We start from the raw sequence: 21,786 nt of genomic DNA, 5'->3' as shown, positions 1-21,786 counted from the left end.
ATGGTAAAGAATAACAGGTGATAGTATAATTATCATATAAAATAAATATAATAAAAATCATGTATGTATACTATTAATATTTAATTAGAATAAAGTAAAAGGAAACGCTTACCATGTTGGAAACAATAATTATTTCATTAATATTTTGTAAAATAAAGAGGTTAAAAATAAAGCCATTATTTAAAACTTGGCCTATATATCCAGTTATCTTTATGGAGGTGGTTTATTTAATTGTACAAGCTAATATTTTTAGTGAAAATTATAGTTTAATTAAGTTTGCATCAATATTTAAAACTTTGTATTTATTATCATATTTACCACTGGTATTTACTTATAGGCAATATATTTCAGCTATAATAGGCTCAATATTTGTTTTAGTTGGAGGAGTATTAAATAATATAGCTATTTCTGCAAATAATGGATATATGCCTGTATTTCCAAGTCTTTCATATTTAACTGGATATGCAAAAGTTGATTCCTTTTCAAAAGTTCAAGATATACATATATTAGGCAATTATTCAACTAAATTAAAGTTTTTAACTGATATATTCGATATTGGATATAGTGTCCTTAGTTTAGGTGATATATTTATAAGAGGATTTGTATTTATTATTATATACAATACAATTAAAAAAATAAATTTAACAAATGAAAATAATTAATAAAAGGAGACAGAAAATGTTAGAAGTAAGACCAATAGAATTTTTATTAAGATCATTACCAGAGGGATTTATAGTTGTACTTGCAATTTATATTTTTTCAAAAGTAGATATAAATAAAAAAAAATATTTATGTACTAGTGTAGGTTTTTCGATAATAACTTTTACTGTTAGATTATTGCCAATTAATTATGGAGTACATATGGTTTTATCTGTATTATTTTTGTTATTTATTATAGTTTCCTACAATAAAATAGAGGCTGTAAGTGCTATAAAGAGCATAATATTTATATATTTGATACAGTTTATTTCAGAAGCAATAAATGTTTTAATACTTAACTTTATGAATTTTGATTTAGATACTCAATTTAAGAATCCAATTTATAAATCTATTATTGGAATTCCATCATTAATAATTACTGGAGTTATAATACTAATAATTTATATATTTAATAATAAAAAAAGGAAGCATTAAAAAATATGAATTTAGAATTATTAAGCAAAAAAATATCTAATAATTTAAAAAATGAACTAAACTTGGATGAAGATAAAAGAAGTATTATTGAATATGGTATATTTGCTTTTTTTCAAATGGGTATATCAATATTATTAGTAGCAGTAGCTGGATTAATTTTTAATGTAATTATTGAAGCATTAATAATATCTTTTGTTGGAGCTTTTCTAAGAAAATTTTCTGGTGGAGCACATGCAAGCACTTCAACTAATTGTTCAATAGTTGGAATAGTAATTTCTGTTATTCCTGCATATATAGTTAAAAATATAGGATTAAATAAGAGTTATATAATTATTATTGGAATTTTATTGTTTATTAGTTCATTTATTATTATTTATAAATTAGCACCAGTAGATAGTCCCAACAAGCCAATAAAAAAGAAGGAAAAAATAAAAAGATTAAAAAGGGGATCTATTATTATTTTATTTATTTATATGATTTTAGTAGTTATAAACATAGGCATATATTATATTAATACTATAAATTCATTTTTACTTTACACATCATGTATTTATATAGGAATTCTATGGCAAGTGTTTACTTTAACAAAGTATGGTCATATTGTAGTTAATAAAGTAGACTCTTTATTAATAAAAATATTAAAGTATATGGGGGAAAAGAGAATGAAGAAATTAAGTAATAAGGTATTAATGGTGGTTGCAGCTTTTGCTACAGTAATTGCATCTGTAGTATCTACTTCAGCTTGTTGGTGGATGATGTATCAACCAGAAGAGCCAAAAGCTTTAAGAGAGGAATAAGTAAATAAAGGTCGGATTCTTCCGATCTTTATTTATCATAGAAAGAGATGGTAACTATGGTAAGTATGAAAAATAACAGATTAAAAGAAATAAATGATATGGTTTCAATAGTAAAGTTAGCTTCATTACTTTTTACAGGAATTATATTTTTTCAATATTTTTTTGATGAAAAAAAAATAAATGGAAGTGCGGCATATGCACAGTCAGCCTCTACAGGAATAATGATAGCTGTACTAATATTATTATTTATATATATTTTATGGTCATTTCCATCAATAAAAAGGATGAATAAAAAAAGTTATAAATATATAATGTTTGTAGAAAATTTATTTTTTATTGCCATATTTTTCATAGCGGTAATTTTTTCAGGAGCTAATGAAAGTCAATATAAATATATATTTTTATTTATAATTATGACTTCTACTATACAATTAGGATTAAAAAGTGGAATAACAGTTGCTATAATTTCATCAGTACTAATATTAGGTATGGATATTGTTTGTTTTGAAACTTCAGGGGTTAATAAATATTTTCAAAATGATTTGATATTGTCAGGAATATTTATCTTAACTGCATGGCCATTAGGGTTTTATGTTAAGATTGAAGGAGAACATATTAATAAATTAGAGGAACTTGTGAATAAGGATGGTTTAACTAGAGTTTATAATCATAGATATTTTCATGATACATTAAAAGAGAAAGTAGCATTATCAAAGAAATCTAATAAACCAATTTCTATGATATTTGTTGATATAGATTATTTTAAACATTACAATGATTTAAATGGTCATCAAATGGGAGATGAAGTTCTACGGATAATTGGGGAAATATTGAAAGAAAATTTAAGAGAAAACGATATAGCAGCAAGATATGGTGGAGAAGAATTTGGAATAATTTTACCTGATACAGAGGAAAAAGAAGCTGTACTTATAGCAGATAATATTAGAAAAATCATAGAAACTACTAAATTTGAAGGTGAAGAAAATCAACCTAATGGCCTTTTAACTGTCTCTATGGGTATATCTGTTTACCCTGATAAAGCTAAGGATGATATTACTCTTATAAAAAGTGCAGATGATGCACTATATAGAGCTAAGTTCTTTATGAAAAATAGAGTAGAGACATATACATCTATATTGGATGAAATAAGTGCAGATATAGATGAGGGAGATATAGAATTAGTTGCATCTATTAAAACTTTAATTAGTGTAATAAATGCTAAGGATAGATATACATATGGACATTCTGAAAGAGTTGTTCTTTATTGCAGATTATTAGCTGAAAAACTTAATTTAAATGAAGAAGATAAAAAAACTCTTATTTATAGTGCTTACATGCACGATATAGGTAAAATTAACATTTCTAAGGAAATATTAACAAAGAGCATGCCGTTAACTGACGAGGAATGGGAAAGTCTTAAAAAGCATCCAGAGGATGGTATAGAAATAATTAAACCAGTAAAATCTTTAGAAAATGTTATACCAATAATACTACATCATCACGAGAGATATAATGGTTCAGGATATCCATCTAATTTAAAAGGAGAAGAAATTCCTTATTTATCCAGAGTACTTTGTGTAGTAGATAGCTTTGATGCTATGACTTCAAATAGACCATATAATGCAAGAAAAACATATGAGCAAGCAATAGAAGAGATGAGAAAATATAGTGGTGTACAATTTGATCCTGAAATATCAGCAAAGTTTATAGAAGTAATTAATGAAAATAAAAATAGTTTAGATAATCTAATTTAATAAGGCAGGTGAGATCTTTGAGGATAGGTATAATTGGATTAGGTAATATTTGCGAAAAAGCATATTTACCAGTTGTTACATCTTTAGATGACATAGATTTAGTTTTTTGCACTAGAAATATAGATAAGCTTAAGTATTATTCGAAAAAATACAGAGTAAAAGAATATGTAACTTCAGTAGATGAATTAATAAGTAAAAATATAGAAGCAGCATTTATTCATACAGCAACTGAAAGTCATGCAGAAATAATAGAGAAGCTATTAAATAACAATATACATGTTTATGTTGATAAACCTATTAGTTATAACTATGAAGATAGTATTAGATTATCAAAATTAGCCAAGAGTAAAAATAAAATATTTATGGTTGGATTTAATAGAAGATTTGCACCTATGTATGCTAGATTAAAGAATATAGGTTCACCTTCAATAATAAAGTTAGAAAAAAATAGAGTAGATAGCCCTAAAGATCCAGTTGTTTTTGTTTTAGATGATTTTATACATGTACTTGATACAATTAGGTTTTTAGCAAAAGATAAATTAAATATATTAAATGTTTCTGCAAAAAAGAAAAATGGACTACTATACAATTTAGTTGTTACTTTAGGAAATGATAAAACAACTTGTATTGCTATGATGAATAGAGAAAGTGGGGCTAATGAAGAAGTCCTTGAATATTATACTGAAGGTACAAAAGTAATAGTAAAAGATTTAGTTAACGCTAATATATTATCAGATAATACTGAAAAGGTATTAAAATTTAATGACTGGGATACTATTCTCTATAGAAGAGGATTTGAAGTAATAATAAAGGAATTCTTAAAGGCTGTAAAGAATAATAATGAAGCTAGTATTAATATAGAAGATTCATTAGAGACACACAAATTATGCTATGAAATATTAACTAAAATAGAAAATTTATAAAGGAGCTGTTGAGACAGCTCCTTAAATTTTTAAATCCTTTTTATTTAATCTTTTATTAGTATAGTCCTTAATAAGCTGATAAGCTACACTGAAAAGAGGAATTCCAATTAGCATACCTATTAACCCTAAAGTACTACCACCTACTAACATAGCAAGCATTACCCATATTGCCGAAAGTCCTACAGAGTTACCTACAACTCTTGGGTAAATGATATTTCCTTCAAACTGTTGTAAGCATAAAATAAATACTACAAACCAGATAGCTTGTATAGGATTTATAATAAGTATTAAGAATACTGCTGGAATTGTACCTATAAATGCTCCGAAAACAGGAATTAAAGCTGTTACTCCTATAAGAACACTTATTAATAATGAATATGGCATTTTAAAAATAGTCATTCCAATAAAACATAAGACACCTAATATAATTGCCTCAATACATTGACCAGTAATAAATTTAGCAAAAGTATTATTTGTAAGTCTACTAACACTTAAAATCTTATCAACAATAGCATTATTTAAGAATGCATATAATATCTTTTTTATTTGATATATTAAAGTTTCTTTGCTAGCTAACATATATATTGTTAATACTAAGGATAATATAAAGTTAATTAATCCACTAGTGATAGAAACAGTAGTATTTAATATACCAGTTAATGATGTACTTAGGAAATTAGCAAAGTATTTTAATAGTTCTTGCCATGTATTCATTAAAGTATTATAAATGTGTTGTAATATCTCCGTAGAAGATAGATATTGATTTAATAATTTTTCAAAGGATTCCATATATCCAGGTACTGCATCAAGTAGTGTAGAAAGACTAGCAGCTAATTGAGGCACTACAAAAAGAATTAATGCTACAATAAAACCTATTACAGATATAAATGTAGTTAAAATAGATAGTGGTCTTTTAAGATTTCTAAGAAAGCTAGATTTTTCTTTATCTAAAAAATTGAAAACTTTATTTTCAAAAAATTTCATAGGTAAATTTAAAACAAAGGCCATAGCAAAAGCTGTTATAAAAGGACTAATAATTCCAAGTATACTTCCTAAAGCTGCTGTTACCCATTTAATATTTAGTAAAAGGAAATAAAGAATAATTAAATATGTTCCAAGTAAAATATTTTCTTTTAATTTTTTATTTATTTCTTTCAAAATCTAATGTCCTCCAATTTGTAAAATTAGTATATTATATTAATTTTAAAACAATAGTAGTAATAAATCTAGATATAAAGTTGAATGAATTGTAAAATAAAAGTAAAATAAAGTATGAAACTATAGTTATAATGGAGATGAATAACATGAGTAAGGTTAAAAATATAAAAACATTATCAAAAACTAAGTACTTATCATTGTATAGTGCAGATTATACAAATAAAAAAGGAAATTTAAAAAATTGGATAATAGCATCAAGAAAAAGTTTAGAAGATATAGAAAATAAATTCTTTAATAATGAAGAAGACAAAATAGATGCAGTTGTAATAATTGCAAAACATGTTGATGAAGATAAATTAGTTGTTATAAGGCAATTTAGAGTACCTATTAATGACTATGTTATAGAATTACCAGCTGGGTTAGTTGATGGAAGTGAAAGCTTTGAAGAAGCTGTAAGAAGAGAACTAAAGGAAGAAACAGGTTTAGATCTTATAGAAATTGATAGAGAGGCAACTAAAGAAAAGGTATATATTTCAGTAGGAATGACAGATGAATCTATAGCATTAGTAAAATGTACTTGTAATGGAGTTGTTTCACAAGAAAATTTAGAAGAAGATGAAGATATAGAAGTAGTAATGCTTAACAAAGAAGAAGCAAAAGAACTTATTAATTCAAATGAAAATATAGATGTAAAAGCTTTATTAGTAATTCAAAACTTCATATTAAGTGATAATTAGAAGTAAGATGTTAAACATATGGCAATTTTGATTTTATGAAAGAAGGCAATATAATAGTCATTAAAAGAATATAAGGTATAAAAAAAGAACTCTTATTTGGAGTTCTTTTTTAGTTATTATCATTCACAAAGTCACTTCATAATTACAATTTTGACTCAGCAGCATTATAATCAGTTAATACTCTTTTGGCTTACTTTTGTGTGGCATTTTAATTCGAAATATTTTTGAGATTTTTCTAATATTATAGAGAATATTGATTAAGTATTATTTGTAGGATATTGATTTTATGATAAGTTTTCAATATAAGAAAAATCAATGGAGATATACATATATTTTTTTTACAATTTTTCTGGAAAAAATTGACAATGAGAGAGGGGGGTGGTATCGTTATATATAATCATGGGCTTTTGTATACATCTACAAAAGTCACGGTAAATTTAATATAAAGGAGTATTTATTATGAAACAGAAAAAGAAACAAATTTTTAGTTTTTTTCTGGCTTTTGCAGTATTACTGAGTAGTTTGGGCATTCAGAATATTAATGTAAAAGCGGCAGACACAAATGTGGCTAGTGGGAAAAATGTTACTGTTTCTTCCGTGGAAAATCAATTGCCAGGAAATGTTGGAGGCAATGTGGTTGATGGTAATTCTGATACACGTTGGTCTTCTAATGCTATGAAAGGTTCTGGAGCTAATGATAGTACAACACAGACAGCACAATGGTTGACTATTGATTTAGAATCAGAAAGAACTAATGCATCAGAAATCAGAGTAGCATTTTTTATGAAGGTATGGGCAGCAAAGTACCGTATTGAAACGGCTGCAAGTGTAGATGCAACAGAATGGACATTAGTAAAGGATATTGAGCAGAGAAATATGGGAAGTCTTCCAGACAATCATATAGATATCTTTGCTGGAACTTATGAATTACAGAGATATGTGAGATTTTACTTTGACAAAGTAAACCCAAGTGCAGGTGGAACAGGAGTATCTATTCGAGAAATTACAATTATGGGAACACCAGTGGTAGAAGAACCAACAAATGTAGCTCTTGGAAAGACTGCAAGAGCATCTTCTGTAGAAAGTGCATTACCAGAGAATGTGGCAGGAAATGCTTTCGATGGAAGCGCGGATACACGTTGGTCTTCTAATGCTATGAAAGCTTCAGGTGCTAATGATGACACAGTACAGACACCACAATGGTTGATGGTTGATTTGGAAGCAGAAGCAACAAAGGCAACAGAAATAAGTGTATCATTTTTTAGGAAAGTATGGGCAGCAAAGTATCGCATTGAGACAGCAGCAACTTCAGACGCAACGGAGTGGACTTTAGTAAAAGATATTCCACAAAGAACTAAGGGAAGTCTTTCGGATGATCATGTGGATACGTTTTCTAAAGAATTCACATTGCAAAGGTATGTAAGATTCTACTTTGAAAAAGTAAATCCAGATGCAGGTGGAACAGGAGTATCAGTGAAAAATATTACAATCATGGGTAGGCAGACTGGTGTTATTACACCAGGTACACCACAAGAACCGGAAGATGAATTAGTACCTACTTATTCACGTAATTTTACAGATGGAAATGTTGATGGAGTAGAAATGCTTTATGGAAGTGGAGCAACAATTACAGGTTCATCAAATGGTATGAACTTAACTTATACTAGTACAAGAGCTGGTGTAGTAGACAAAAATATGACTCCAGTGTCAGATGCTATTTATGAAGCAACAATTGTTCCAAATGAAAACGGAGCAAGATTTGGTCTTATTATGAGAGCCACAGATGCTAACCATAAAGTATTAGTGGGTACAGAAAATAGCAATAATAAATGGTTTTGGGAATTCTGGGGCGATAGTGGAAATTCATGGGGAAGTACTGTAACGGGACCAGCCCTTACAGTAGGTAAAGAAACAAAAATTAAAGTAGAATTAGTTGGAAAAAAAGTGACCCTTTGGGTTGATGGTACACAAGTATTTTCACAAACAATGTCGGGAACCCCTCATATGGCAAATGGATACTTTGGATTTGATAAGACCAACAGTGCAGGTAATTATACAATTAAAGAGATGAAGGTGACAGCAATCAATTCTGCCTCTAGTATCTTACATGGTATCAATTCACTTCCAACAATAGGTTTGGACACGACAAAAGTAGAACTTCCAGAAGTAGAAGAAGGTTACAACATTAAGATAATAGGAAGTAATAAAGAACAAGTTATTTCCAATGATGGAGATATTACTTCACACAACATTGGAGACAGAAATGTTAAATTACTTGTAGAAGTGACAAATAATGAAGATGAAGCAGATACAGCAAGAAGAAACTTTGATGTAGTGGTTCCATCGAAAAATAGTAAGTATCCAGAAATATTCAAGACAGTTATAGATGCAAATGAAAAACCAGTAATTATTCCATCTATCCAAGAATGGTATGGATATAATGGTACATTCACATTAAATAGCAATTCTAAAATTATAATTAATGATGTTGCAAATGTAGGCTTAAGATCTGTTGCAGAAAATATGCAGACAGATTTAGAAGAAATCACAGGATTGACTATTCCCATTGTAATAGGTACAGAAGGTGGAAGTAATGATATTTATATTGAATCTTTAAACGAAGATACTTATGGAGTAGGTGATGAAGGTTACTTCATGACAGTAGATGAAGAGGGTATTAAAATTTATGCACATACTTATACAGGATCTTTATACGGTACAATTACAGTAGAACAAATCTTGTGGAGAGATGATGCAAATAAAAATGTTCCATACGGAGTTGTTCGTGATTATCCAGATTACGAAATTCGTGGTGTTATGTTTGACGTAGGACGTATTCCTCATCGTTTACAATATCTACAAGATTATACAAAAATTTTAACATGGTATAAGATGAGTGAGTTCCACCTTCATTTGAATGATGACTTTGAGTACAATAAAGATGGGCTTTCTACAAAAACTAATACAACTTGGTCAGGACTTCATAGATTAGAAAGTGATGTATATCCAAGCTTAACAGCAAAGGATATCTATACAGGAGAAGCCTTTGAATATTTCAATAATGATTATGCAGATCCATTCTATACAAAAGAAGAATATCGTCAATTAGAAGATTTGGCAAATAGCAGAGGTATTGACTTAATTGCAGAGTTTGATACTCCTTCTCATTCAACAGCATATATTGAATATGCAAATGAGAATCCAGATAATATTGAGTGGCTTGGTCCAATCAATACAACAGTAAGTAGTGCTTCAAATAATAGAGAAATGCTTGCATTAGATGTGAATTCATCAAATCAGGTAGAAAAACAACATGCAATTAATGCAAGAAGATTTATTGAAGAATTATATGGAGACTATTTAGGTGGAAGTAATCCAGTATTTAAAAGCGATACAGTACATGTAGGTGCAGATGAATATTGGGATAAGAGTAATCCAGAAGCATTCCGTCAATATATAAACTTCTTATCAGAGCTTATGGCTTCCTATGGAAAAACTGCTCGTATGTGGGGTGCTCAAAAATTATTCCCTGGAACAACAGTAATTGATCCAGCTAATATCGTTATAGATATTTGGGCTACTTATGAAGATGATCCATATGCTCGTTTGGCAGAAGGATACCAAGTTGTAAACGTACCACAACCTTATTTGTACACAACTCCTGGTCGTGATCATAAGGATATGATTGGTGAAGAGTATTTATATAAAAATTGGGATCCAACCATATTTAATGGTGATATTCGTGCAGAAGCAGGAGAACCATTATTATTAGGTGCAAAAGCAGCATTATGGGGAGATGAATTCCGTGAAGGTATTACAGAAGCAGATTTACATGAAAGAATGCTTCGCTCAGCAGCTATGGTTGCAGAAAAGACATGGGGTGGACAGAGTGAAGAAGATAGTTATATAGAATATCAAAAAGCCTTCGAGGACTTAGAAGAAGGTCCTGGAACAAAGATTGCTCATACAATCATTAGCGAATCTGAAGTAGTGGTTGATTATGATTTACAAGAAACAATTAATTCAAATAGTAATATTGTAGTAAAAGATGCAAGTGGAAATGGTTATGATGCAGTAGTTGAAAATGGAAAAATTGTAGATGTAGACGGAACAAAAATGATTAAGTTTGACGGAACTACAAAAATGACTACTCCATTAGAGACCTTAGGTTATCCATATACAGTATCCTTTGATGTAAAAGCATCAGATGGAAATAATAAAGATTCTTTACTATTCTCAGGATATGATGGACAACTTCTTGCAAAAGGTATTTCAAATTCCTTCATGACAGTGAGAAGAAGCTTCTATACACAACCAACAGGATTTGAGCTTCCAACAGATGATACTGCTAATGTAACAATTGTAGGAACTTTCCAAAATACAAAGATTTATGTAGATGGTGTATTAGTTAAAATGCTATATTCTGCAGATGATGGAAATAGCTCAAATTACTGGAGTACATTTGTATTCCCAATGAAGGAAATTGGTTTAAACTTCCATGGATATATGGGAAATATAAAAGCTTATAATAAAGCATTACAACCAGAGATGATTCGTAATGCAGCTGATATGACAGAAATCAATGTTGCCCTTAACACAGAAGCTTATGCAGAGCGATTTGGCGGATCTCCAGCATTGAACTCAGGAGATTTAAAGCGTCATCCAGCATGGAAAGCAACAGATGGTGATAAGAATGATTTAGCATCAACAATTATATCAACAGATCCTAACTCTTATTGGTTAAGTTCAAATAATAATAATGATTACCTGATGGTAGATCTTGATGAAGTTAAGGATATAAGCAAAGTTGTTATTACATGGAATGGAACACAATATGCAACTTCTTTCCGTATTGAGACATCAATAGACGGGAAAAACTGGACAACGGTAGAGACTATTTCTGGAAATACAGCTTCAGAAAATACTATTACATTAGCAACACCAGTAGAGGCGCAATATGTAAAAGTGCAAGGTATTACAAGGAATGCAAACTACTATGGAATTAGAGAAGTAGAAGTTTTTGAAAAGGTGGATAAATCTCCACTTAAGGCAGAAATTGCTGATGTGAAAACAGTAATTGTAAGAGATAAGCTTGAAACAAGCGAAATGCAACAAGCAAAAGAATTAATGAGAGCTCTTATAACTGCAGAAAAAATGTTAAATAATCCATTTACTACAACACAAATAGCAGCTGTAGAAAAATCGAAATTGGCATCAGCTTTATCAGTATACAATAATGCTAAAGAACAACCAGAAGTTGTTGATAAAACAGTATTGAGATTAGTTATAGATTATGCTGAAGAAGTAAAAGCAGGGGGAGCACTTGAAAATGTTGTTCCATCAGTAGTTACTGAATTTGAAGCTGCATTACAAGAAGCAAAAGCTATTTTAGCTGATGCAAATGCTACAGAAGTTCAAATAGATTTAGCTGAAAAAAGACTAATTAATGTAATTCATATGTTAGAGTTTAAGAAGGGTGACAAGGCAGAGCTTGCAAAATTAGTTGAAATAATTAATGCTTTAGAAGAAAACAAATATACAGTTTCAACGTGGGCAGCATTACAAGCTGAACTTGCAAAAGCTAATGCAGTAATAGCAGATGAAAATGCAATGGAAGCAGAAGTAACTAAAGCTTACGAAGATTTAAATAAAGAATTCTCTAATTTAGAAATGGTAGTATCTACTGATAAAGCTAAGCTTCAACAACTAGTAACAGAATTAGAAGGTAAAGATACATCTAAATTTACTTCAGGTACTGTTGCTAAATTAAATTCAGAATTAGCTAATGCTAAGGCTGTATTAGAAAATAAAGAAGCTACTCAAGAAGAAGTAGATAAAGCAGTAGAAGGTTTAGAGTTAGCTCTAAATAATTTAGAATTAGCACAAGCTAACGATAATGAAAAACCAGTAGAAAATCCTGTTAATAAAGATGATAATAAAGATCCAGGGGATGTGAATAATCCAGAGGATATTGAAAATTCACCTACAACAGGAGATACATCATATGTATTTTTATATGTTGGATTTATGATAATGGCATGTGTAGCACTTTATATTTTAAAAAAGAAAAATAGATATCAAAATCAATAGCTATGAATGATACTAACTAGAAGGAGAACTCCAAATGAGGAGTTCTTCTTTTTTGATATACAAGATTTACAATGATACAAAATCTGGTTTTAGAAGATATTTTTTAAGTTCTATAAAATATCTTAAATATCTAAAATATGAAGCTATAACCTATAAATTTATCTTTATAGGATAAAATAATAGCAATATAAAATTAGAGGTAAGAAAATGAATACAGGATATTATTTTGAAAACTTTGGAATGGATGAAGATATTGTTGAAAAGGTTAGAAAAGAGCTTGTTTATATTAAAGATAGAGGAAGCTTTATAGGTGCAAATAATAATAAAATATATTTTGAAGTATATAAAGTGAAAAATGAAAAAGGAAGAATAGTTATTTCTCATGGATTTACAGAATGCATAGAAAAGTATATGGAAATAATATATTATTTTACAAGAGAAGGTTATTCTGTTTTCATTATGGAGCATAGAGGTCATGGAAGATCAGGATGCTTAGGGAAAAATAATACTCAAATACACGTTGAAGATTTTAATTATTATGTTGATGATATGAAGTTATTTATAGATAAAGAAGTATTAAAAAACAAAAATAAAAACTTATTTTTATTTTCTCATTCTATGGGAGGAGCAATAGGGATAATGTTTCTTGAAAAGTATCCTGAATATTTTAGAAAAGCTATATTATCTTCACCTATGTTACAAATAGCAATAGGAAAGGTACCAGGATTTTTGGCTAGAACTTTAGCTAAATATGAATTACTAATTGGCAATGAAGATAAATTTATTCTTGGTAATATGCCTTATGATAGTACATATAATTTCTTTTTAGCATCTACCTCAAACGAAAGCCGTTATACATATTATTATAGAGAAATACTTGGAAATAGTAAGCTGCAACGAGGCGGAGGCTCATACAGATGGTTATATGAATCTCTAAAGGCTATTAAAAACATATTAAGAAGAAAAAACATAAATAAAATAAATGCAGAAGTAATTTTATTTCAAAGTGGAAGAGATGACTTAGTTGGGGAAAGAGGAATAAGAAAGTTTATAAAAAGATGTAATAAAGCAAAGCTAATTAAATTTAATAATGCAAAACATGAAATATACTTAGAGAATAATGATATACTAGAAAAATATCTAGATATAATATTTCAATTCTTAGAAAAATAAATATAATTATAGAAGGACTTTAAATTTACAAGCTTCAATTAGAAATATATTTTCTTCTTTATTTTTCTGTTAACAACTTTAATAATATTTAAGTATTATAATATAGATATGATAAGGGAGGGTTAAAATTGGAAGAAATACTAAAGCTTAAAAATAAATCTGGTAACATAGTTAATGCTAGATATAAAATTTTAGATTTAAATAATATTGATGAAATAATTGAATTACAAGAAATAATTATAAATGGGTTAGAAGATAAGCAATTATATGCCCCAACAAAAAGAGAAGAATTTATATATTATTTTAAAAATGGTGGTAAAATAATTGGATATGTAGATGAAGAAGATACTTTAATTGCTATGGCTGTATATGTGAAAAAAGGATATGAAAAAGGAAACTATGGCTACGATTTAGGCTTAGAAGGAGACTTATTACTTAAGGTTGCACAAGTTGAATCTACAATTGTTAGAAGCGATTATAGAGGAAATGGTCTTCAAAGAATATTATGTAAAAAAATAGAGGATATAGCTAAAGAAGATAAAATAAAGATATTAACATCAACAGCATCACCATATAATAAGTATAGTGTGGATACATTTAAAAAACTAGGATATGAAATTAAAAAAGATAAGATTAAATATGGTGGATTAAGAAGATATGTTTTAGCCAAAGAACTATAAAGGGTGCTATGGCACAATGTAAATTGAATAATGAAAATATAAAATATATTTATTTTGTTGAAAACCCTCTGTTGAAAAAGCAGAGGGTTTTTTATAAATTGATTTCATTTAGTATAAAAGGATATATAAAATGAAATAAAAATAAGGAATGTAAAGCTAAAATAAGATATTAATATATAATTGCTTATTATCTACTATAACAAATAAAAAAATAGTTGATTAATTCTTAGTAATTTAGTATGATATAATCAATTCAGAGTGAAATGATAAGATTTAATTGAAATAAATAATATTTATAATAAGGAGATGTAAATAAATGAACGATGTTTTATTAAATATAAATGGACTAAAAACTGCTGTAGAAGGTAAGGAAATATTAAAAGGTTTAGATTTAAAGATTAATAAAGGTGAAATACACGTAATTATGGGACCAAATGGAGCGGGTAAATCTACTTTAGCTAATACTTTAATGGCTCATCCTAAGTACAAAAGAGTTTCAGGAGAAATTACTTTTGAAGGTGAAGATATTACAGAACTTAAGACAGATGAAAGAGCTAAGAAGGGATTATTTTTATCCTTCCAAAGCCCAGAAGAAGTTCCAGGAATAACAGTTGAAAACTTTATTAGAAGTGCAAAAATTGCAAAAGAAGGTCAACTTATTAAATACCTTAAATTTGATAAGGATTTAAAGAACAATATGAAGGATTTAAAGATGAATCCTGAATATGCAAAGAGATATTTAAATGTAGGATTCTCAGGTGGAGAAAAGAAGAAAAATGAAATACTACAAATGCTTATGTTAAATCCTAAATTAGCTATATTAGATGAAACAGATTCAGGCTTAGACGTAGATGCTATTAGAATAGTATCTGAAGGTATTAAGATGTTTGCTAATGAAGAAAATGGAGTATTAATAATAACTCATAATAATAAGATTCTTGAAGGATTAAATCCTGACTACGTTCATGTTTTAGTTAATGGAAAGATAGTTAAAACTGGAGATGCTAGTTTAGCAGAAGAAATACAAGAAAATGGATATGAAGCTTTTAAAGCAGAAGCTATGTAAGAGGGAGGTGACTTACTTTGGAAATTAAAAAGAAGACTTACGTTGAAGATGTAGAAAGAGGAATTTACGACGTAAAAAATGAAGATAAATTTGAATTTAAGGCAGATAAAGGTTTAACAAAAGAAATAGTAGAGACTATTTCTAAAGAAAAAGATGAACCAGAATGGATGAGAGAATTTAGATTAAAATCTCTTGATATATATAATGAAATTAAGTTACCAACTTGGGGACCATCCTTAGATGAATTAGACATGGATAATATAGTTACATATGTTAGACCAAAGTCTAAGTTAAATGGTAATTGGGAAGAGGTTCCTGAAGACATCAAAAAGACTTTTGATCTTTTAGGAATTCCAGAAGCTGAAAAGAAATCTTTAGCAGGTGTAGGAGCACAATATGATTCAGAAGTTGTTTACCATAGTATAAAAGAAGACTTAGTAAAACAAGGTGTAGTTTATACTGATATGGAAACTGCTGTTAGAGAATACGAAGATATAGTTAAGAAGTATTTTATGAAATGTGTAGCTCCAAGTGATCATAAATTTGCAGCTCTACATGGAGCAGTTTGGTCAGGAGGATCATTTGTTTATGTACCTAAGGGAGTACATGTAGATATACCACTACAATCATATTTTAGATTAAATTCCCCAGGGGCAGGACAATTTGAACATACACTAATAATAGTAGAAGAAGGAGCAAGCTTACACTTTATAGAAGGATGTTCAGCACCTAAGTATAATGTTACTAATTTACATGCTGGATGTGTTGAATTATTTGTAAAAGAAGGAGCAACTTTAAGATACAGTACTATAGAAAACTGGTCTAAGAATATGCTTAACCTAAATACTAAGAGAGCAATAGTTGAAAAGAATGGTAGAATTGAATGGGTATCAGGTTCATTTGGTTCAAGAATTTCTATGCTATATCCAATGAGTATATTAAAAGGAGAAGGAGCAAGAGCAGAATTTACTGGAGTATCATTTGCTGGTAAGGGACAAAATTTAGATACTGGAGCAAAAATAATTCATGCAGCACCAAATACTTCCTCAACAATTAACTCAAAATCAATTTCTAAAAGTGGAGGAACTGCAACTTATAGAGGTGTAGTTAAAGTAAATGCAAATGCATATAATTCTAAATCAGTAGTATCCTGTGAATCATTGATGTTAGATAATATTTCTAAGTCAGACACTATTCCAGTTATAGATTTGATGAATGATGATGTTGAAATAGGACATGAAGCAAAAATCGGTAAGATTAGTGATGATGCTATATTCTACTTAATGAGTAGAGGTATTTCTGAAGAAGAAGCTAAGGCCATGATAGTAAGAGGCTTCGTAGAACCTATATCAAAGGAATTACCATTAGAATACGCAGTAGAAATGAATAATTTAATTAAGCTTGAATTAGAAGGGAGCATAGGATAATGAATAATAGTATAAGTTTTAATAATATTAACAAGACTCCTGTAAGAACTAAAAGCTGGTTAAAGGTTAATGATGTAACATTAAAAGATTATGAAGCTCCTGAAATTGGAGACTTCAATAATTATAAAGTAACTGGTAATGGTTTTGAAGGCGTTACAATAGAAGAATTAAAAAAAGGAAAAGTAGTTCCATTAAATAAAAAATTTCTTTATGGAGCTTCAGAAGAATTAGTTAATCAAGGAGAATTTGATTTTAATAAAGGCTTCCTTATTAATATAGATAAAAGAGCAAAGATCGAAGAACCAATAATTTTAGAATTTAATATGGATAAGGAAAATAGCACTTTAGTTGATAATATTATAGTAGTTGCAGAAGAAGATTCAGAAGCAAAGATTATTATTAAATATAACTCAATAGATGATGTTAGTGGATATCATAATGGAGTATGTAAAATTTTCAGTAAGAATAGCAGTAAGATACAAGTAGTTAAAGTAAATTTATTAAACAATAATACTGTAAATGTAGATTCTAATCTTGCAGATATAAATAGTTATGGTAATGTTGATTTTGTTTCAATAGATTTAGGTGGAAAAGTTAGTGTTACAAACTATCATGGAGATTTAATTGAAGATAGTGCAGAATCTAATTTAAGCTCAATTTATCTTGGTGGAGATAAAAAGGTAATAGATATGAACTATGTAGTTACTCATAGAGGAATAAGAAGTAAGTCTCAAATTACTACAAGAGGTGCATTAAAGGGTGAAGCAAATAAAATCTTTAGAGGAACTATTGATTTTAAAAGAGGAGCATCTAAAAGTAAAGGAGCAGAAGATGAATATTGCATGATATTATCTCCAAAGGCAAAAGCAAAAGCTATGCCATTGCTACTTTGTGATGAAGATGATGTATCTGGAGAACATGCTGCAGCTTCAGGTAAGATAGATGAAAATAAGCTATTCTATTTAATGAGCAGAGGTTTAGATTATAATGATGCTAGAAGAGTAATAATTGAAGGTGCCTTTAATCCAATAATTGATAAAGTAGAAGATGAGGCAACAAGAAATGAAACTTTAGTAGCAATAAAGGAATGTTTAGATAATGAATAATAGAGATTTTTTAAAGGAATTTCCTACTTTAAATAAAGAAAAGAACGGAAAAAGAATAGCATATTTAGATAGTGCAGCAACAACACAAAAACCTAAAGTAGTTATCGATGCCATTAAAGATTATTATGAGAATATAAATGCAAACCCTCATAGAGGGGCTTATGAACTAAGTGTTCTTGCAACAGAAGCTTATGATGAAGCTAGGGAAAAAGTAAGAAAGTTTATAAATGCAGAGCATTTTGAAGAAATAATTTTCACTAAAAATGCTACAGAAGCTTTTAATTTGCTTGCTCTTTCATATGGAATGAATTTTATAAATGAAGGCGATGAAATTGTAATTTCAATTGCAGAGCATCATTCTAACTTAATTCCTTGGCAAAATGTAGCTAAAGCAAAAGGTGCAGTTTTAAAATATATGTATACTGATGAAAATGGTGAATTAACAGAAGAAGAAGTTCATTCAAAAATTACAGATAAAACAAAGATTGTTAGTATAACACATGTATCTAATGCTTTAGGAACAATAAATCCTGTAAAAGAAATAGCAGAATATGCACACTCTAAAGGAGCTGTAGTAATAGTTGATGGAGCACAAAGCGTTCCACATATGAAGGTTGATGTAAGAGATATAAATGCAGATTTCTTAGTTATTGCAGGGCATAAACTTTTAGCACCTATGGGAATTGGAGCTTTATATGGTAAGAGAGAATTACTAGAAAAAATGCCTCCTGTATTATTGGGAGGAGATATGGTAGAATATGTATATGAGCAAGAAACTACCTATAATGTTTTACCATATAAGTTTGAAGCAGGAACACAAAATGTTGAGGCTGCTGTAGGGTTATCAAAGGCAATAGATTATTTAAATGAAATAGGCATGGATAATGTTGAGAAGATAGAAAAAGAACTAATGTCTTATGCTATAGAAGAAATAAGTAAATTAGAATATGTTAATATATATGGCCCAAAAGATATTGAAAAAAGAGGTGGAGTTTTATCCTTTGAAATTAAAGGGGTTCATCCACATGATGTAGCTTCAATCTTTGATACCTTTGGAGTTTGTATAAGAGCTGGAAATCATTGCGCACAACCTCTTATGAGATATATGGGAATAAATGCAACTTCTAGAGCAAGTATTTATTTATATAATACTAAAGAAGATATCGATAGGTTAGTGGAAGCAATTAAAAAAACATATGATATGTTTTCAAAATGGAGGTAGTTTTAATGGATTTAAATGAAATTTATACAACTCTTATAATGGAGCATAGTGCATCAAAACACAATAGAAGAAAATTAGATCATGCAGATTTATGTGAAAAAGGACATAACCCAAGCTGTGGTGATGAAATAACTTTAGAAATTAAGCTAAAGGGAGATATAATAGAAGATTTAGCATTTTCAGGCCAAGGATGTGCTATTTCTCAAGCGTCAACTTCAATGATGATAGATCTAATTAAGGGAAGAAGTAAAGAAGAAGCTTTAAAATTAGTAGAAACTTTTATTGGAATGATAAAAAGAGAAATAGATGATGAGGATGAGCTAGAAGCATTAGAAGATGCAATAGTTCTTAAAAATATATCAAATATGCCAGCAAGAGTAAAATGTGCAGTTTTAGCATGGCATACATTAAAAGAAGCTATTGAAAAAGATAATAAATAATAATTTATTACAAAAAAATCATTTTATAACTTTAAAATGATTTTTTTGTTTATATTTATAGTATTACCTTGTTATAAAGAGATACAGTTAATTAAATATATATATATGAAAATAATTTCTAATATTGAGAAAATTCAGGAACTAGATAAAAAATACAAATTTGATACAATAATATAAACTATGATAAAATTATAGCATTACACTAAAAAATAAGGAGAAATGAGTAAATGGAAGGAAGTCCCGGGAGTAGTTTTATTTTAATTTTAATTTTAATTGTTATTAATGCATTTTTTGCATCAGCAGAAATGGCCATAGTGTCATTAAACAAAACCAAAATAAATATGTTAGCTGAAGAAGGAAATAAGAAAGCAAAATTGTTAAAGAACGTATTAAAGGATCCAAATAACTTTTTATCAACTATACAAGTTGGAATAACTTTTGCAGGATTCTTTGCATCAGCATCAGCAGCAACATCAATATCATATGGTTTTGCAAACTTTTTAAAAGGTGTTAATATTCCTTATGCAGAAAGTATTGCACTAGTTTTGACAACAATTGCTATATCTTATATAACATTAGTTTTAGGAGAGCTAGTTCCAAAGAGAATAGCACTTCAAAAATCAGAAAAATTAGCAATGTCAGCTATAAAGCCTATAATATTTATTTCTAAAGTGACCAAGCCTTTTGTATGGTTCTTATCATTTTCAACTAATGTTATTTTGAAAATATGTAGAGTGAATACTGAAGGAATAGAAGAACAAATTTCAAGAGAAGAAATTAGAAGTTTAATAGAAATGGGTGAAGAAAATGGTGCTATCAATCAATCAGAAAGAGAAATGATTGATGGAATTATAGAGTTTGATGATACAACAGCTAAAAAAATAATGACGCCTAGAACAGAAACATTTTTATTAGATGTTAATGATAGTATAAGAGACTGCATTAAAGACATTTTAGATGAGAACTTTTCAAGAATACCTGTTTATGAAAATGAAATAGACAATATTATAGGAATATTGCATATGAAGGATTTATTTGCAAGTATAGTTGAAAAGGGAATAGATAATGTTGAAATTAGGGATTTATTAATAGAACCATGTTTCTTTATTGAGACTAAGAATATTGATGATTTATTTAAAGAATTAAAAGAGAAAAAATCTTATATTGCAATATTAATTGATGAATATGGTGGTTTTTCAGGAATAGTTACAATGGAAGATATCATAGAAGAAGTTATGGGGGAAATCCTAGACGAATACGATGATAATTTAGATGTAGAAAAAATAGATGATTATAACTATATAGTAAGTGGATTAATGACACTTGATGATATAAATAATTATTTAGATATTGAATTAGAATCTGAAGTAGCAGATACTATAGCAGGTTTATTTATTGAAAAGCTTGGAGAAATACCAACTTCAACAAAGGATTGTGAAATAAAATTTGATAATCTTAAATTAAAGCTATTAAAATTAGATGATAAAAGAATTGATAGAATTCAAATAATAATAGATCATAATATTCAACAAGAAGCTGTTTGTGATGAAGATAATGATAAATAAAAAAATTAAATAAAAGTATGTATAAACTCCTCTATGTTTCTAAAAATAACATAGAGGAGTGTTTTTATTATGAAAGAAAAAGTTTTAAAGGAATTAAATTCAGAGCTAGAAGGAGTAATAATGGGAGAAAATCAAATTATAAAACTTCTAGAAAAAGCAAAAGATTATAAAGTAATAGAATTATTAGATAATACTTTAAAGATAGCAGAAAAAAATAAATTTGCTATCATTGAAGAAATAAAAAGCTTAGGAGGAAAACCCACACATGATGAAGGGACTTGGGGCAAAATTGTAGAAGTATTTAGTAGTATTAAGGAAATGAATATTGATACAGATAAAGAAATATTACAAACAGGAATTAAAGGTACAGAAATGGGCTTTAAAGCTATTTTAGATTTTCTTATAAAGGAAGCTGATTTAAATGAAAGCTTTAAGAAGAAATTGATAACAATTTCAGATGAATATAGCTCTAATATAAAGGATATGCAAGAATACTTAATACAGCTAAACTAAC

General features: G+C 28.6%; 17 protein-coding genes. 16 read left to right on the top strand and 1 reads right to left on the bottom strand.

Features of this window, described 5'->3' with window-relative positions; genetic code table 11:
* The first annotated feature begins 113 nt into the window (after nt 1-113).
* The 5 genes from ACQRD5_RS01100 to ACQRD5_RS01080 are packed head-to-tail and all read left to right on the top strand — an operon-like array spanning nt 114 to nt 4,608.
* Nucleotides 114-662 carry a DUF5317 family protein gene (locus tag ACQRD5_RS01100; RefSeq protein WP_320901551.1) on the top strand — a complete coding sequence of 183 codons (549 nt, stop codon included), beginning with the start codon at nt 114-116 and terminating at the stop codon, nt 660-662.
* 16 nt (nt 663-678) lie between these two features.
* On the top strand, nt 679-1,134 hold the full coding sequence (locus tag ACQRD5_RS01095) for a hypothetical protein (RefSeq protein WP_291626693.1): 456 nt from the start codon (nt 679-681) through the stop codon (nt 1,132-1,134).
* Nucleotides 1,135-1,139: 5 nt separating this feature from the next.
* Nucleotides 1,140-1,931 (top strand): AgrD family cyclic lactone autoinducer peptide, encoded by a 792-nt coding sequence (locus tag ACQRD5_RS01090; protein WP_291626691.1) that lies wholly within the window; start codon nt 1,140-1,142, stop codon nt 1,929-1,931.
* 56 nt (nt 1,932-1,987) lie between these two features.
* Entirely contained in the window at nt 1,988-3,685 is a 1,698-nt protein-coding gene (locus ACQRD5_RS01085; RefSeq protein WP_320901549.1) for a diguanylate cyclase, read from the top strand.
* 17 nt (nt 3,686-3,702) lie between these two features.
* Nucleotides 3,703-4,608: a Gfo/Idh/MocA family protein gene (locus tag ACQRD5_RS01080; RefSeq protein WP_291626687.1), complete on the top strand. Its 906-nt coding sequence runs from the start codon at nt 3,703-3,705 to the stop codon at nt 4,606-4,608.
* 21 nt (nt 4,609-4,629) lie between these two features.
* On the opposite strand, the gene ACQRD5_RS01075 is transcribed toward ACQRD5_RS01080, so the two are convergent.
* Complete coding sequence (locus ACQRD5_RS01075) at nt 4,630-5,766, bottom strand: AI-2E family transporter (RefSeq protein ID WP_291626685.1); 1,137 nt, start codon at nt 5,764-5,766, stop codon at nt 4,630-4,632.
* Between the two features lie 146 nt (nt 5,767-5,912).
* On the opposite strand from ACQRD5_RS01075, the gene ACQRD5_RS01070 reads away from it, so the two are divergent.
* From ACQRD5_RS01070 to ACQRD5_RS01020, 11 genes are all read left to right on the top strand, one after another.
* A complete protein-coding gene (locus ACQRD5_RS01070) occupies nt 5,913-6,503 on the top strand; it encodes an NUDIX hydrolase (protein WP_291626683.1) in 591 nt (196 codons plus the stop codon).
* Nucleotides 6,504-6,962: 459 nt separating this feature from the next.
* On the top strand, nt 6,963-12,593 hold the full coding sequence (locus tag ACQRD5_RS01065) for a discoidin domain-containing protein (protein ID WP_427746420.1): 5,631 nt from the start codon (nt 6,963-6,965) through the stop codon (nt 12,591-12,593).
* 207 nt (nt 12,594-12,800) lie between these two features.
* Nucleotides 12,801-13,766 carry an alpha/beta fold hydrolase gene (locus tag ACQRD5_RS01060; RefSeq protein ID WP_291626678.1) on the top strand — a complete coding sequence of 322 codons (966 nt, stop codon included), beginning with the start codon at nt 12,801-12,803 and terminating at the stop codon, nt 13,764-13,766.
* A 128-nt stretch (nt 13,767-13,894) separates the two neighbouring features.
* Nucleotides 13,895-14,446, top strand: coding sequence for a GNAT family N-acetyltransferase (locus tag ACQRD5_RS01055; RefSeq protein ID WP_291626677.1), 552 nt, complete (start codon nt 13,895-13,897; stop codon nt 14,444-14,446).
* Nucleotides 14,447-14,762: 316 nt separating this feature from the next.
* Entirely contained in the window at nt 14,763-15,512 is a 750-nt protein-coding gene (sufC, locus tag ACQRD5_RS01050) for a Fe-S cluster assembly ATPase SufC (RefSeq protein ID WP_291626675.1), read from the top strand.
* A 17-nt stretch (nt 15,513-15,529) separates the two neighbouring features.
* Nucleotides 15,530-16,939 carry a Fe-S cluster assembly protein SufB gene (gene sufB, locus ACQRD5_RS01045; protein WP_291626672.1) on the top strand — a complete coding sequence of 470 codons (1,410 nt, stop codon included), beginning with the start codon at nt 15,530-15,532 and terminating at the stop codon, nt 16,937-16,939.
* The gene (gene sufD, locus ACQRD5_RS01040; RefSeq protein WP_291626670.1) at nt 16,939-18,045 is read left to right on the top strand and encodes a Fe-S cluster assembly protein SufD; all 1,107 of its coding nucleotides are present in this window, start codon (nt 16,939-16,941) and stop codon (nt 18,043-18,045) included. Before sufB ends, sufD begins: the two co-directional genes overlap by 1 nt.
* Nucleotides 18,038-19,267, top strand: a complete 1,230-nt coding sequence (locus ACQRD5_RS01035; RefSeq protein WP_308779582.1) for a cysteine desulfurase — start codon at nt 18,038-18,040, stop codon at nt 19,265-19,267. The genes sufD and ACQRD5_RS01035 overlap by 8 nt, the downstream gene beginning before the upstream one ends.
* Nucleotides 19,268-19,272: 5 nt before the next feature.
* Complete coding sequence (sufU, locus tag ACQRD5_RS01030; protein WP_291626666.1) at nt 19,273-19,707, top strand: Fe-S cluster assembly sulfur transfer protein SufU; 435 nt, start codon at nt 19,273-19,275, stop codon at nt 19,705-19,707.
* Between the two features lie 227 nt (nt 19,708-19,934).
* Nucleotides 19,935-21,272, top strand: a complete 1,338-nt coding sequence (locus tag ACQRD5_RS01025) for a hemolysin family protein (protein ID WP_294187865.1) — start codon at nt 19,935-19,937, stop codon at nt 21,270-21,272.
* A 69-nt stretch (nt 21,273-21,341) separates the two neighbouring features.
* Nucleotides 21,342-21,785 (top strand): DUF2383 domain-containing protein, encoded by a 444-nt coding sequence (locus tag ACQRD5_RS01020; protein WP_294362581.1) that lies wholly within the window; start codon nt 21,342-21,344, stop codon nt 21,783-21,785.
* Nucleotide 21,786 lies beyond the last annotated feature (1 nt).

The organism is Clostridium sp. SGI.024, assembly GCF_050315195.1.
GTDB lineage: Bacteria > Bacillota > Clostridia > Clostridiales > Clostridiaceae > Clostridium.
This window is presented reverse-complemented; position numbering and strand designations above follow the sequence as displayed.

Bases quoted from the DNA above. Each gene is read 5' to 3' on its own strand.
- ACQRD5_RS01100 (WP_320901551.1), top strand. From the start codon at position 114: ATGTTGGAAACAATAATTATTTCATTAATATTTTGTAAAATAAAGAGG.
- ACQRD5_RS01095 (WP_291626693.1), top strand. From the start codon at position 679: ATGTTAGAAGTAAGACCAATAGAATTTTTATTAAGATCATTACCAGAG.
- ACQRD5_RS01090 (WP_291626691.1), top strand. From the start codon at position 1,140: ATGAATTTAGAATTATTAAGCAAAAAAATATCTAATAATTTAAAAAAT.
- ACQRD5_RS01085 (WP_320901549.1), top strand. From the start codon at position 1,988: ATGGTAAGTATGAAAAATAACAGATTAAAAGAAATAAATGATATGGTT.
- ACQRD5_RS01070 (WP_291626683.1), top strand. From the start codon at position 5,913: ATGAGTAAGGTTAAAAATATAAAAACATTATCAAAAACTAAGTACTTA.
- ACQRD5_RS01065 (WP_427746420.1), top strand. From the start codon at position 6,963: ATGAAACAGAAAAAGAAACAAATTTTTAGTTTTTTTCTGGCTTTTGCA.
- ACQRD5_RS01060 (WP_291626678.1), top strand. From the start codon at position 12,801: ATGAATACAGGATATTATTTTGAAAACTTTGGAATGGATGAAGATATT.
- sufC (WP_291626675.1), top strand. From the start codon at position 14,763: ATGAACGATGTTTTATTAAATATAAATGGACTAAAAACTGCTGTAGAA.
- sufD (WP_291626670.1), top strand. From the start codon at position 16,939: ATGAATAATAGTATAAGTTTTAATAATATTAACAAGACTCCTGTAAGA.
- ACQRD5_RS01035 (WP_308779582.1), top strand. From the start codon at position 18,038: ATGAATAATAGAGATTTTTTAAAGGAATTTCCTACTTTAAATAAAGAA.
- sufU (WP_291626666.1), top strand. From the start codon at position 19,273: ATGGATTTAAATGAAATTTATACAACTCTTATAATGGAGCATAGTGCA.
- ACQRD5_RS01025 (WP_294187865.1), top strand. From the start codon at position 19,935: ATGGAAGGAAGTCCCGGGAGTAGTTTTATTTTAATTTTAATTTTAATT.
- ACQRD5_RS01020 (WP_294362581.1), top strand. From the start codon at position 21,342: ATGAAAGAAAAAGTTTTAAAGGAATTAAATTCAGAGCTAGAAGGAGTA.